Annotated in this window: 11 protein-coding genes and 2 pseudogenes; 5 read left to right on the top strand and 8 right to left on the bottom strand. The window is 65.3% G+C overall.

Annotated features, from left to right (window positions below):
* Window positions 1-514: 514 nt before the first annotated feature.
* Together ORI27_RS15905 and ORI27_RS33155 are read left to right on the top strand one after the other, a co-directional pair.
* Entirely contained in the window at window positions 515-1,018 is a 504-nt protein-coding gene (locus ORI27_RS15905) for a hypothetical protein (RefSeq protein WP_265997877.1), read from the top strand.
* A 593-nt stretch (window positions 1,019-1,611) separates the two neighbouring features.
* A pseudogene (locus tag ORI27_RS33155) lies at window positions 1,612-1,758 on the top strand (helix-turn-helix domain-containing protein); the annotation flags it as partial.
* A 198-nt stretch (window positions 1,759-1,956) separates the two neighbouring features.
* Here the strand turns inward: ORI27_RS33155 and ORI27_RS15900 are convergent.
* The 8 genes and pseudogenes from ORI27_RS15900 to ORI27_RS15865 all read right to left on the bottom strand — a co-directional run bounded on the left by ORI27_RS15900 (window position 1,957) and on the right by ORI27_RS15865 (window position 9,341).
* Complete coding sequence (locus ORI27_RS15900) at window positions 1,957-2,637, bottom strand: NAD(P)-dependent oxidoreductase (RefSeq protein WP_265997878.1); 681 nt, start codon at window positions 2,635-2,637, stop codon at window positions 1,957-1,959.
* A pseudogene (locus tag ORI27_RS15895) lies at window positions 2,612-2,803 on the bottom strand (acyl-CoA dehydrogenase family protein); the annotation flags it as partial. The gene ORI27_RS15900 and the pseudogene ORI27_RS15895, both read right to left, overlap by 26 nt.
* A gap of 734 nt (window positions 2,804-3,537) precedes the next feature.
* Window positions 3,538-4,689: an acyl-CoA dehydrogenase family protein gene (locus ORI27_RS15890; RefSeq protein WP_265997879.1), complete on the bottom strand. Its 1,152-nt coding sequence runs from the start codon at window positions 4,687-4,689 to the stop codon at window positions 3,538-3,540.
* Window positions 4,690-4,710: 21 nt separating this feature from the next.
* Window positions 4,711-5,271, bottom strand: a complete 561-nt coding sequence (locus tag ORI27_RS15885; RefSeq protein ID WP_265997880.1) for a carboxymuconolactone decarboxylase family protein — start codon at window positions 5,269-5,271, stop codon at window positions 4,711-4,713.
* Window positions 5,272-5,273: 2 nt separating this feature from the next.
* On the bottom strand, window positions 5,274-6,476 hold the full coding sequence (locus ORI27_RS15880; protein ID WP_265997971.1) for an acetyl-CoA acetyltransferase: 1,203 nt from the start codon (window positions 6,474-6,476) through the stop codon (window positions 5,274-5,276).
* 1 nt (window position 6,477) lies between these two features.
* The gene (locus tag ORI27_RS15875; protein ID WP_265997881.1) at window positions 6,478-7,974 is read right to left on the bottom strand and encodes an OB-fold domain-containing protein; all 1,497 of its coding nucleotides are present in this window, start codon (window positions 7,972-7,974) and stop codon (window positions 6,478-6,480) included.
* Window positions 7,971-9,089, bottom strand: coding sequence for an acyl-CoA dehydrogenase family protein (locus ORI27_RS15870; protein ID WP_265997882.1), 1,119 nt, complete (start codon window positions 9,087-9,089; stop codon window positions 7,971-7,973). Before ORI27_RS15870 ends, ORI27_RS15875 begins: the two co-directional genes overlap by 4 nt.
* Before the next feature lie 60 nt (window positions 9,090-9,149).
* Complete coding sequence (locus ORI27_RS15865) at window positions 9,150-9,341, bottom strand: ferredoxin (RefSeq protein WP_265997883.1); 192 nt, start codon at window positions 9,339-9,341, stop codon at window positions 9,150-9,152.
* Window positions 9,342-9,789: 448 nt separating this feature from the next.
* Here ORI27_RS15865 and ORI27_RS15860 point away from each other — a divergent pair, with 448 nt between their 5' ends.
* From ORI27_RS15860 to ORI27_RS15850, 3 genes are read left to right on the top strand one after another with little or no spacing between them, the layout of a single operon-like run.
* Window positions 9,790-10,788 carry an SDR family oxidoreductase gene (locus tag ORI27_RS15860; RefSeq protein ID WP_265997884.1) on the top strand — a complete coding sequence of 333 codons (999 nt, stop codon included), beginning with the start codon at window positions 9,790-9,792 and terminating at the stop codon, window positions 10,786-10,788.
* A gap of 11 nt (window positions 10,789-10,799) precedes the next feature.
* Window positions 10,800-11,876 carry an FAS1-like dehydratase domain-containing protein gene (locus ORI27_RS15855; protein WP_265997885.1) on the top strand — a complete coding sequence of 359 codons (1,077 nt, stop codon included), beginning with the start codon at window positions 10,800-10,802 and terminating at the stop codon, window positions 11,874-11,876.
* Window positions 11,877-11,879: 3 nt separating this feature from the next.
* Window positions 11,880-12,794: a TIGR03619 family F420-dependent LLM class oxidoreductase gene (locus ORI27_RS15850; protein WP_265997887.1), complete on the top strand. Its 915-nt coding sequence runs from the start codon at window positions 11,880-11,882 to the stop codon at window positions 12,792-12,794.
* Window positions 12,795-12,810: the final 16 nt, after the last annotated feature.

The following is a 12,810-nucleotide window of genomic DNA, read 5'->3' as shown; positions in this document are numbered from 1 at the left end:
AAACCTGACGGGCGTCAAATCCAACACTAACCCGGGGGTCGTTACCAAACCGTGACCTGAGTGCAAGAGGTGTGTGGTGATTGGTGGGCTCCAAAGGAGGGCGGGACGACCGGGTAGTGATGGGGCGGTTACCGGGGGTGTGTGGGCACGGAGCGGTTGGCACTAGATGGGGTGAATGTGGTGAAGCCAACGGGATATTCGATTGATAGGAATCCGGGTGTCAGAAACAACGGTCGGCACGGTCACCCAGGTTTTGGGGCGGTGCCGGTCTAGCGCCGTGGTGTGTGTCGCGGGTTCGGTCTTCGCGCTGCACACTGCAACAACGCGGGACGTCGAACGCCGACATGAGAATGCGTGGCGGCCGCTCGTCACCGGAGCCCGCCTTGGGCGAGCCCGAGCGGTACTACAGCCGCCCGTGAGGCGCCAGGTGCTGTTGGGTCACCCGAATGTTCGCTGTGGACAAAGCGGCGCTACTGTTAGCGCCGATCGGCCCGGCAGTCGTAGGTTCGCCACCATGCCCCAGATTGAGTCCAAACACGATGTGCGCCGCAAAGTGCGTGACGCGCAGGCCCAGGCGAACCGTGAACGGCTGAAACGAGAATCCGCAAACCGGGAAGACATGGTGGCCTTCCTGGTCGCCGAACAGAAACTCAGCGCGGTCAGCCAGTGGGAAGCAGAACGGCACGCCCAAGCCCGGCTCGAAGCAGAACAACGCCGCGCCGAGCAACGCCTAGAAGGTGCCCGCGCGTTGGCGCGGATGCGTGACCGCGGTGAGACCGTAGCCGACATCGCCCAACTCGGCGGCCGCAGCGTGAAACTCGTCCGCAAGTACCTCAAAGAACTTCAGAGCGCCGCGACCGTATCGGGCACCACGTCGGGGAATGATTCGCGAGCACTAGGTTCCGACGGTACGCCCGTTGCGTCGGACGCTTCGCAGGCACCAGGCGGCGGCGGCGAAGACACGCCGGTTGAAGTCGAATCGTCCACGGCCGCAGCTCGTGTCGGAGCTCATCCGTAGCGTCGGGTCACGTGACAGTTTTCGGGGGCGTGGGGCGGGCACCGGTGGTCGCCCTGTGGGTTGATCCGAAGGTGCACGCTGCCGAGATCGCCCAGGTTCGCAGCAAGATCGTGGCCGGACCGACCGACGGGGATTGCAGCATCTGGATTGGCAGCATCGGAGCCGACGGTTACGAGCCGATTCTTCATCACCCGTGTCGGCGTGGGATTCTGCCCGCGGCCCAACCGGTATGCGCTGGCGCTGGCCACCGGATCCGCCCTGGGTGCCGACGAGTTCGTGCTGCATGAATGCGACAACCCCCTGTGCGTCAAAGTGAGTGGGCCTTGGGCGCCGTGTGAGCACGTGGTCGCTGGTACACAGTTCGACAACATGCGGCGCATAGCGCGGCCCGGCGCGGCGGCGGTCGCCCTACGATTCGCGGGCTGGGGAGCGAGGCGCGCTAGTGGTTCCGCTGAGAATTACAGCAGTGTAAGTTAGGGGGCTGGTTCTCGGCGAGGGGAAGTGCCGAGCCTCCGTGGTTGTGTCTGTCGTTGGGGGCTACGGTGTCTCGTCGATCGCCGTTTGTGATCCTGTTGTTCGATGCGGACCGGGCGATGCTGGAGAACGTGCCCGCGCCTATGCGCTGCAGCATGCGGATGTGGTGGCGCGCCAACATCGTTCTGCTGGCCGCAGACGGCGTGCCGGATGCGGTGATCGCCGAGCGGGTGGATGTTCATGTCGACGTGGTGAGTCGGTGGCGCAAGCGGTTTCATAGGGACTGGCCGGGTCGGTTGACCGCAAGCGCTCGGGCCGGCCGCGGTCGTTCGGGCGGAGGTGGTGGCCGAGGTGAAGGCGATGGCCTATCACCCGCCAGGCGAGCGGGCGGGTGCCGCTGTCGCGATGGAATTCGGCGGAACTGGCCGCCCAGGCGGTCACCGAGGGCCTGGTGGAGTCGGTCGTCATTTGTCGGTGACAAATGGCGCCCGGTGCAGATACGCCGTCGACGTCACCTGATCCAGCAGGAACGCGGCTGCGTTGGCGCGGGACAGCCGCAGGCCACCTCGGTGACCGACTTGGCGCGCGTTGACCCCGTCGGTGCGCGGCCCATTGGTGAGGAACGGCAGTCTGACGATGGTCCAATCCAGGCCCGATTCGCGAACGACGCCGCCGATCGTGACGATCGCCTCATAGGCAGCCGGCTGGAAACATTTGATGAGTGCGACGAGCAGATGGATCTTCCAGTCCTTGCCGTCGGCGGGATCGTGGATGCTGGGTGTGCCCACAGCGACGAGCCGTTGCACGCTCTGCTCGTGCATGGCCGCGACGATATTGCGGGTTCCGGTGATGAGCGGTGGTATGTCGGCAGTATTGGTGCCGGGTCCGAGCAGACTCACGACTGCGTCGCTATCTAAGATTGCGCGAGAGATTCCTGCCGCGTCGTCGAGGGTGCCCAATACCATGGAAAGTCGCTGATGCTGTGGTAATTGCGACGGCGCTCTGGCGAACGCCACAACCTCATGGTCCTGATGAAGCGCCTGATCGACGAACAGCAGGCCCGTCGGCCCGGTGCCGCCAAAAACGGTCAATCGCAAGGGGACTCCTCGATGTAGTTGATCAACGATATCCGAACGGAAGCACACGTAGGGATTTGAAGATGATTTGTTTCATGACTTCGTTGGCGGCGGCTTGATGCGTTGTGGTCCGGGCGGCCTCATACATGCGGGCGATCAGGTACTCGCGCATGTAGCCGTGGCCGGCGTGCAAAAGCACGCGGCGGTCGATCGCCGAACACTGCTGGTTGGTCAAATGGCTATGCCGAATGCAAGATCACCGGCATAGCTCTCGTCTGTCTCCTCTGGAGTATGGGTCAGACAGGCGGCCGACTCACCCGAAGGCCGCATCTCCAGTGCGAGCAGTGAGTAATAGCCCACCAATGTCGTGAGGCTCGACTAGTCTCGCCGAGCCCAGTGTCTCAGCTGCGGCATCGTAGTCAGCCTGCGACAGATCGACGGTTCGGACTGGCGTCCACATCGTAGCCAGGGCCGCTGTTTCCTCGGCGTCCGCCAGCGGTACCGATTAGCGGTGCCATGCTCGGCCCGGATTGATATCGACCGCGGTAGGTCTCGACCGGTAGTTGCGCAGACCCGCGGCCTTGGGCGCACTGTCGGGAGATGAGCGAAAGCTCGGCGCGCAACGCGTGGACGTCTTCGAACACGGCAGGTGAAGCGGACACCGGCACTCGTGGGCGCGGGCGAGCTACTTCCCGTCGAGAGAGGGGTTGTATTCGGTACGGACCGACTCCATCTGATTGAGCCGGCGTTCCAGCAGAGTCATCTCCGCGTCGATCTGGGTGGGACCGCCGCTATTGGCCGGTACCGCAACGAGTCGCCGCCCTGGTGCAGCGGATCTCCTCGACTAGGACTAGAGGCGCTCGCGCGCATCATCTTTCGTGTGCCGGTCCTGGTCCAGTCCGAAACGGGCAGCTGCTCGATCGGCTCCGCGTCACCGGCCACGCCGATCACGTATCCGACACGCAGCGGTCACAGGGATCTCGCGACGATCTCCTTCATGACTTCGTTGGCGCCGGCGTAGATGCGTTGGACGCGGGCATCTTCGTACATTCGGGCAATCAGGTACTCGCGCATGTATCCGTAGCCGCCGTGCAATTGGACACACCGATCGATCACCGCGCACTGCTGGTCGGTCAGCCAGTACTTCGCCATCGCCGCTTCCGTGGTGTCGAGATCCCCGCGGAGATGGGCTTGGATGCAATGGTCGAGAAACACCCTGCAGGTTCTGGTGATGGTGGTGCACTCGGCGAGTTCGAACGCGGTGTTCTGGAACTCGAACAGGCTGTGGCCGAATGCCTGTCGCGATTTGGTGTAAGCGATGGTCTCTTCGACGGCCCGCGTCATACCGCCGACCGCCTGGGCCCCGATGATCAAGCGCTCTTGGGGAAGCTGAGCCATGAGCTGACCGAAACCTCGCCCCTCGCACTCACCCAGGAGATTCGACACCGGTACGCGCACGTCTGTGAACGACAATTCCGCAGTGTCCGCCGCGTGTTGGCCGACCTTGTCCAACACTCTGCCGACCGCGAAGCCTGGCGTATCGCGCAGATCGACGATCAACAACGACACCCCTCGCGCGCCAGCCTTCGGGTCCGTCTTGACCGCCAGCAGGATCATGTCGGCGGAACCGCCGTTGGTGATGAAGGTCTTCGAGCCGTTGACGATGTACTCATCGCCACTGCGGATCGCGGTGGTGCGAATGGCTTTGAGGTCAGACCCGGCGCCCGGCTCGGTCATCCCGAGTGCGGTCAGAACCTCTCCGGTCGCCATTGCGGGCAGCCACTTCTGCTTCTGCTGCTCCGTGCCGTACTGCAACAGGTAGTGCGGAACGATTCCGCTGTGGATCGAAATGCCGAAGGCGAGATCCCCGGCGTAGCCCTGCGCCTCGAATATGGCCAGATCGTGGGCAAAGGTGCCGCCCCCGCCGCCATACTTCTCGGGAATCGAGCACAACAACAGACCGAGCTTGCCCGCCTCGACCCAGACGGAACGATCGATGCGACGTTGGCTGTCCCACCGTTCGGCGTGCGCCATCACCTCACGCTCGAAGAAACCCGCCGCGAGTTCCGACAACGCACTGATTTCATCGTCATGCCACGACGGAATCCCATTGCTGGCCACGGTCTTTCCTCCTGCATTGGATCAGCGACCGACATCGAATATGCGCATCTGCAGCGCCAGCAGCGAGTAGTAGCCGACCAACGTGGACAGCTCGAAGAGTTTGGCCGGGCCCAGTACGGCTGCGGCGGAGTCATACTCGTCTTGCGCGAGGTCGGCGTTTCGAACCAACGTCCGTGTCGCAACCAGGACCGCGGTTTCCTCGTCGTCGGGCAGACGCACCGGTTTGTCGTCGCGCGTCGCCGCCATTTCGGCGGCACTCAGACCCACGCCCTCTCCGATCACGGAGTGCGCGTCCAGCTCGAACTGACAGCGCCACGCGGCGGCGACGGCGAGAATTGCCAACTCCCTGCTCCGCGGACTCAACTCGCCGCGGTACCGGACGGCGGTGCCGAGCTGCTGTAACGCCATGCCCAGATCGGGATTGAGCAGCATCGCGTTGAACGGGCCGGCCAGGTGTCCGTCGTCGTCGACGAGTGGGAGCGCTGCGACGGCACCGTCTTTGCGGTCGCCGACGATCGCCGCGTACAGCCGTTGTTGCGATTCGTCGAGGTCGTCGGGGCGAAGCCGAGGGATGCGACTCATCCTCAGGTGGACAGCTCAGTGCCGACGATGCCGACGAACGAGACAGACTCACCCGGTCCGCCACCGAGGTTGTGCGTCAGACCCAGCGTGCGACCCGCTGAGACGGTGACGACGGTGCGCTCCGGCGGGGCCTCGCCGCGTAGTTGAAGCCAGCATTCGAACATCATCCGCAGCCCCGACGCTCCGATCGGGTGCCCGAACGCCTTGAGGCCGCCATCAGGATTGACCGGCAGCCTGCCGTCAAGTGCGAAGGTGCCGGCGATGACTTCCTTCCAGCCGCAACCCCGTTCGGCGAATCCTAGGTCCTCCATGAGGATCAGCTCGGTCGGGGTGAAGCAGTCGTGCACTTCGGCCAGCGCCAGTTCGCCGGCCGGATCGGTGATACCGGCCTCGGCGTAGGCCTGTCGCGCGCTGCTGACGACTTCAGGAAAGGTGGTGAAGTCGTAGCCGTCGTCGATGTATCCGGCGGCCGACCCCGCGGCCAATGCGAGTGCCTTCACATACAGCGGCGAGCTGGTGTAGCGGTGCGCGTCCTCGGCGGGGACGACGATCGCAGCGGCAGCCCCGTCGGAGACCCCCGAGCAGTCGAAGACACCCAGCTGGCCGGCAATGCGCGGGGAGGCCTGGACGGTCTCGAGGCTTACTTCTTTGCGGAACTGGGCGCGCGGGTTGCGGGCGCCGTTGTAGTGGTTCTTTACCGCGATCCGACTGAAAACTTCCTTGAGCTGGTCGTGATCGACGCCGTACTTGTTCGCATACGCCGGGGCCAGCAAGCTGAAATTGGCGGGCGCGGTCGTCTCGGGTTGGGTGCCGTCCGACGGTGGGGGATAGCCCACCAGTCCCGAAAAGCCGGAATCCTTGAGCTTTTCCACACCGACCGCCATGGCGATGTCATAGGCGCCGCTCGCCACCGCGTAACACGCGCCCCGCAACGCCTCAGAACCCGTGGCGCACATGTTCTCCACCCGCGTGACCGGTTTGTCGCCGGTGCGCAGGGCTCGACTGAGTGTCAGGCCCGAGGTACCCGAACCCGCGGTTCCCACCCAGAAGGCATCGACTTGTTCCAGCGACAGCGACGCCGAGGCCAGTGCTTCGGTGCTGGCATCGATGATGAGGTCGTCGGTCGAGGAATCCCAGTGCTCGCCGAACGAGGTGCAACCCATTCCGATGATCGCGACTTTGTCCCGAATTCCCTTGGCGGCCAGCTCAATCACCTCGCGCTTTTCGTGGTTTCCCCTGGTCTTGGTCGTCGCCGCGACGTACCGGGCGCGCCTTCCAGAAGTAGTTGTGGATGCCGTCTGCGGTGAGTACCTTGCGAAAGGTCATCTCCACCCGATCGCCGACCGCCACGGTGCTGGGGTCGACGTCGGTCAACTGGCAGCGGAACCGTCCGCCCCCGTCGAAGTCGATGACTGCCAGCACGGCCGGCGGTTGCGGAGTGAACACGAGGTGATCCACGGTCAGCGTCCTGACCCGGCCGTCGGCCTCGGACATCGGCGCAGGGATCATCCGATCAATGGCGTGGCAGTTCGCGCAAGCCCGCGACGGCGGCAGATGAAGGGTGTCGCACTCGATGCAGCGGCTACCGACGAAACCGAACTTGTAGTCCGCACGGCGATGCGAGGGCGGCGCGGCGGGCGGGGCGGGATCCGGGCGTCGTGGCGGCTCGCGGCGAAGCATGTCGCGCCAGGTCAGGAATGTGGTGTAGGGCAGTGCGCCGCTGCCGAGGGCGATCTGATCGCTCACCGACAGTGACGGTCGGTGGTCGCGCAGTGCTTCGGTGGTCCGCAAGATCATCGCGGTCGCGCCATCGGCCAGCGTGACGAGCGCGATGGTGGTGCCCGGCGTCGCACGATCGAGCGTGTCGGCGAGCAGGATTCCCGGCTGCGCTGTGCCAGTGTTGCCCACAGTCGCGCTCAGGTTGTCGACCACGGCGTCAGCCTTGGCGCCGGAGCGTGCGGCGAACTGCCGGGTGGCCCGGCCGGAGAGCCCCGCGACGACGAGACGATCGATGCCCTCGGCGGTGAGCCCGGCCTTCTTCAGGGCATCGGCGAAGGCGGCTTGGGCGTGCGGTCCGTAGGCGTGCTCGCTGAACCGCTCCTCCCATACATGCGAACTCTGCTCGTCTGCTCCGCGCCAGCGGTCGAGGAATTCTGCGGTACTTGACGCAACCGCGAGGACATCGGCGAGCGCAGGTCCGTCGTCCGGCCCGCCGAACAGCAGGGCTGCCGAGCCGTCACCGCCCTCGGTTTCGTCAGAGCTGCCGGGTAGTCCGGTCCGGATATCGGAAAGCACAACGAGGGTCGGTTGGGCCGAATCCAGTGCCGCGACCACCGCGCCCACACCGGAGCGCACCGAGCCGGCCATGTCCACGGCCAGCGCGGAGACGTCGAGTCCGAGTGCGGCGTGAATGACGTCCGCGTTGGTTTTGTCCCGGTAGGGGGGGGCCGCGGTGGCGAAGTACACGCGCTGCGGTTTCACCGGGCCGGCGAGTCCGCGCGCGGCGTCGCGCAGCGCGATGCGAGCGGACTCGACGCCCATGGAGGTGGTGTCTTCGTCATACGACGCGACGGTGCGCTGCCCGCGTCCGCCGGGGTCGCCGAGGGCAGCGCCGATGTCGGCGCGAGCAAGACGGTGATAAGGCACGTAGGCGCCGTAGCTCAGGAGATGAGCGGTGGTTGGGTGCTGCGGGATGTCGGTCATAGGCCGGCGCGCTGGACCAGGAGTTCGCGGTGGTAGGCGGGATCGCCCAGCAGGAGCTCGGTTGATTTGGCCCGACGGAAGTACAGGTGCGCGGGATGCTCCCAGGTGAAGCCGATTCCCCCGTGGATCTGGATGTTCTCGGCGGCTGCATGGGCGTACGCCTCGGTGCAGTAGGCCTTGGCCATGGCCGCCGCGGCCGGCAGCTCGGCAGTGTTGCCGGCGGCTGCCCACATCGCGTAATACGCCGCGGAACGGGCTGACTCCACCTCCAATAGCAGATCGGCGCATTTGTGTTTGATGGCCTGGAAGGACCCGATCGGTCGGCCGAACTGCTCGCGGACCTTCGCATACTCGACGGCCATGTCCAGGCACCGCGCAGCCCCGCCAACTGCTTCGGCGGCCAACGCGATTGCCGCAAGGTCCAGCACGGCGGGCACGACTATAGACGCCTCGTCGTCGGCGCCCACCAGCCGCGCCGGCACGTCCGAGAAGGTGATGCGAGCCTGTTTGCGCGTCAGGTCCAGCGTCTGCATCGGCACCCGCAGCAGACCCGCGGCCGCGCCGTCCACGGCGAATATCGACACCCCGTTGGCAGTCCGGGCGGTCACCAAGAGCAGGTCTGCGGTGTGCCCGTCGAGCACGAACACTTTCTCGCCGTTGAGCGTCCAGCCGCCGCCGCTCGACTCGGAGGCCGTTGTCGAGACACCGGCGACGTCCCACCGTCCGTCGGCCTCGGTGTAGGCCAATGTGCCGGTCTTCTCACCGGAAGCCAGGGCCGGCAGCAGTTCCTTCTTGGCCTGGTCATCACTGCTCAACAGCAGTGTGTTGGCCGCGAGGACGACGGTTGACAGGAATGGCGCGCACAACAGCGCGCGGCCCATCTCTTCGAGTACGACACCCAGTTCGACGAAGGTGTAGCCCGCACCACCGTATTCCTCCGGGATGGCCAGCTGTTGCAGCCCGAGTTCGCTGCCCATCTTGGTCCAGACGGCCGGGTCGAAACCCCGCACGGTTTCCATCAGGGTGCGGACGGTGGCCTCCGGAGACATCGTTTCGAGAAACGAACGCATCATCCGGCCCAATTCGACCTGTTCCGGAGTGAACGACAGCATCATGTGAAACCTCTCGAGGCGGGTGCGTGTGGCGGGCGAACTGGGGTTTGGCCAGGTAGCGGGCTATTCGGTGAGCCGCAGGGCCTGCTTGGGACACGACGACACCGCGCTCTCAAGCGCGGAGAGTTCGGTCGAATCCACCTCGTCCTCGTGGACGGTGAGTTGATCGTCGTCGCCCACGGTGAAGACGTTCGGTGCAGCGGCCTCGCAGAGAGCGTTACTTTCGCACAGATCCCAGTTGACGATCACACGCACAGGGCAATCTTCCTTTCAAGACTCAGCCGGCCGATAATTAGTCATAAGGATAATAATAGCAACGGGCCTCAGCGGGCAATCCCGGAATCGCGCCAATCCGGTGTCGGGCGCGAAAGGAGACGTGATTAACCCCCGTTGAGCTGCATCGGGGCACCCCGGCCGCTCACACCGAGGAACTCCAACCGCGGCGGCACGGGGGAGACCCTCGGTCAGGCCACCCTATCGTCGCCAATCGGGGCCAGCCTCCTCGCGCCGCGTGGCCGTAAGGCCCCAAATTCGAACATTTATGCAGCTGACGTGGCTTTATCGGGGTGGCGGGAGGTGTGTCTGCGGGTGCGAGCTTGGTTGCGGGAGGCTCAGCAGCTAAAGTATTAGTCGTCACAATAATTTTTCCCAGCTGGGAGCGGGCACACCTTCGGGCTGTGCGAGTGGATCAGGAGGGTCGCAGGTGGGGCTGCTGGCGGGCAAGGTTGCCATCGTTACCGGGGCGGGGCGCGGGATTGGGCGCGGTGAGGCGCTGGCGCTGGCACGCGAAGGTGCCGCGGTCGTCGTCAACGACGTGGGCTCGGCCTCCGATGGCGACGGGGCCGACACGCGGCCGGCGCAACAGGTGGTCGACGAGATCGTCGCCGGCGGCGGGCTCGCGGTTGCCAACTTCGACAGCGTCGACGACTTCGATTTGTCCGCGAACCTGATACGACAGGCTGTTGAGGAGTTCGGCCGCCTCGATATCCTGGTCAACAACGCCGGCATCCTGCGCGACAAGATGATCTACAACCTCGCGCCCGAGGACTTCGATGCTGTTGTCTCCGTCCATCTTCGCGGTCACTTCTGCACCACCAGGCATGCGTGCGCGTATTGGCGGGATGAGCACAAGGCGGGTAGGCCGGTGGCCGGCCGAATCGTGAACACCTCGTCGGCCTCGGGGGTCTTCGGAATGGTCGGCCAGACCAGTTATGCCGCGGCAAAGGCGGGTATCGCCGCCATGACGCAGGTGACTTCGATGGAGATGGCCCGCTATGGCGTCACCGTCAACGCGGTGTGCCCGACCGCACGGACGCGGCTGACGGAATCCGGCGGACGGATGGGTCAGACGGAGGCTCCCACGGGTTGGCATCTGATGCACCCGGACAATGTCGGACCCTTCGTCGCCTTTCTGGCCTGCGATGCCGCCTCGGATATCACCGGCCAGGTGTTCGGGGTTTTCGGTGGTGTGGTGCAGCGCTACAACGGCTGGGCGCCCGCGGAGGTATTGCAGCGGCCCGACGCGGGTCCGTGGGATGTCGCGGAGCTGCTGGCCCGCAAAGGCGAACTCTTCGCCACTGCGGGAACGTCTTTCGCGTCCCCGATGGCCCAGGTTGCTGCGCTGATCGACCGCGCCGAAGCCGCGCTGGAAGGAAACGAGACCACGGCGCCGAGCGACGCTCCGGTTCGGGTACGCGCCTGATGGCGGGCAGTGTGAAAACCAGCACCCGGCCGAGTCGAAGTGCGGGGACGGAGCCCTCGGCGAGCTACATCTCAGCGGAGATGCAGGCCTGTGTCGGGCAAGACCTCGACCGACGGGTCTCCTACCCGATCACGTCCTCCGACATCCGGCGGTGGGCGGTGGCCGTCTACTACCCAGAGCTGCCGCCGCAACGGTTCTGGGGTGGAGCCGATGTCGGCTCAGCCGATCTGGCCGCACCGGAGGATTTCAACCCGTTCGCGTGGTTGGTTGCCGAACCGGCCGGACCTCCCCCGAGCCTGCGGGATCCCGAGGAGGTGCTGGGGATTGCCTCGCCCGATGCTCCAGTGCGGCTGCGTGGCGGGATGTCGGTGGACTACGGCGTGCCGATGCGGGCCGGCGACGTCATCACGTCGGTGCGCCGATTGGGCGGGTATGTCGAACGTGCGGGACGTCGGGGCCCGATGTTGTTGACCACCATCGTCGACACCTGGACCAATCAGTGCGACGAACTGGTGAAAAGTTTTGAGTTCACGTTCCTCCGCTTCGCCGAGGTGGCGCAGTCGACGACCGCGCCCGCTAAGGCGGCGGCTCTCTCCGACAGGGACGATCGCCGCCAGGACGAATCGCCGGCGGACACCGCCGGGGCGGGCATATCGGTACCCGGCCTGGACGTCCCACCGGTCGGTGCCGAGATCCCGTCCTTCATCCGAAAAACGGGTCCGGCCAACTGGAATCGGTTCGCCGCGGTCAACGACGAGTTCGTGGCCATCCATATGGATGACGAGGCGGGTCGGAAGGCTGGGGCGACGGGCGCATTCGGTATGGGCAATCTGCAGTGGGCGTACCTGCATAACGTGCTTCGGGACTGGCTAGGGGAATCCGGACGGATCGTGTCGGCGTCATGCCAGTTCCGCGGACTGAATCTGAAGGACCAGACGCTCAGCGCGCACGGTCGGGTGGCCGGCTTCAGGGCCGAAGGCGGGCAGACCCTGGTCGACCTGGACCTGTGGACCGACATCGAGGACGGGCTCACCCTAGCTAAGGGCACGGCGACGGTTGCCCTGTGCGGCACACCGGTCGGGGCGTGAGAAATGCGATATTCCGTTGCGCTGCCGAACGACCGGGTCGATCAACCCGATGACTTTTTGACTGCCGCGGCGGTAGCCGATATCGCCAGCTCGGTCGAAGATGCGGGGTTCGATGCGTGCTTTGTCACCGACCATCCGTTCGGCAGCGACCGGTGGCTGGCCGCTGGTGGCCACCACGCACTCGATCCATTGGTGGAATTGTCTTTCGCCGCAGCCGCGACGACGAGGTTGGGCCTGCACACCAACATCTATGTGTTGCCCTATCGCAACCCGTTCCTGGCCGCGAAGTCCGTCCTGAGCCTCGACGTGCTGGCCGGGGGCCGGGTGATACTCGGCGTCGGCGCGGGTTACGTCGGCTCGGAGTTCGACGCGCTCGGAGTCGATTTCGACGAGCGCAACGATCTGCTCGAGGAGGGGATCGAGGCGATGAAGCTGGCTTGGACGCAGGATTGTGTGGTCCTGCAGGGCCGTCACTTCCGCGCCCGCGGCAACACCATGTTGCCAAGGCCGTCGAGCCGACCTCACCCGCCGGTGTGGATGGGCGGCAACAGCAAGCGCGCTATCACCCGCGCGGCGCGGTCCTGCCAGGGATGGTCGCCCCTGCCCACCACCGCCAACCGGGCGCCGCGGACCGCGTCGGTGTCCAACTTGGAAGAACTAAGACAGCGAATAGCGCTGTTGCACAAGGAGGTGGAAGCCATCGGCCGCACAGAGCCGTTGGACATCTGTCTCAGCCTGCTTCAACCCTCGCCGGGATCGGCCGACTACGAACCGCAGCACACCCGGGCATACATTCGCGCGCTCGAGGATGTCGGGGTGACATGGGTCGGCGTCCGGCCGGTCGCCGGTAGATCCCGCAAGTCATATCTGGACCAGGCACGGCGATTTGCCGACGACGTCATGGCGGCGCTCCGGTGAACGCCAGGACAGAAAG

Source organism: Mycobacterium pinniadriaticum (assembly GCF_026242045.1).
Taxonomy (GTDB): domain Bacteria; phylum Actinomycetota; class Actinomycetes; order Mycobacteriales; family Mycobacteriaceae; genus Mycobacterium; species Mycobacterium pinniadriaticum.
The sequence above is the reverse complement of the archived record's forward strand: the minus strand, read 5'-3'. Positions and strand labels throughout refer to the sequence as shown.

Coding starts and splice junctions, on each gene's coding strand:
- ORI27_RS15875 (WP_265997881.1), bottom strand. CDS start 7,974: ATGACCGACATCCCGCAGCACCCAACCACCGCTCATCTCCTGAGCTAC.
- ORI27_RS15905 (WP_265997877.1), top strand. CDS start 515: ATGCCCCAGATTGAGTCCAAACACGATGTGCGCCGCAAAGTGCGTGAC.
- ORI27_RS15850 (WP_265997887.1), top strand. CDS start 11,880: ATGCGATATTCCGTTGCGCTGCCGAACGACCGGGTCGATCAACCCGAT.
- ORI27_RS15870 (WP_265997882.1), bottom strand. CDS start 9,089: ATGATGCTGTCGTTCACTCCGGAACAGGTCGAATTGGGCCGGATGATG.
- ORI27_RS15885 (WP_265997880.1), bottom strand. CDS start 5,271: ATGAGTCGCATCCCTCGGCTTCGCCCCGACGACCTCGACGAATCGCAA.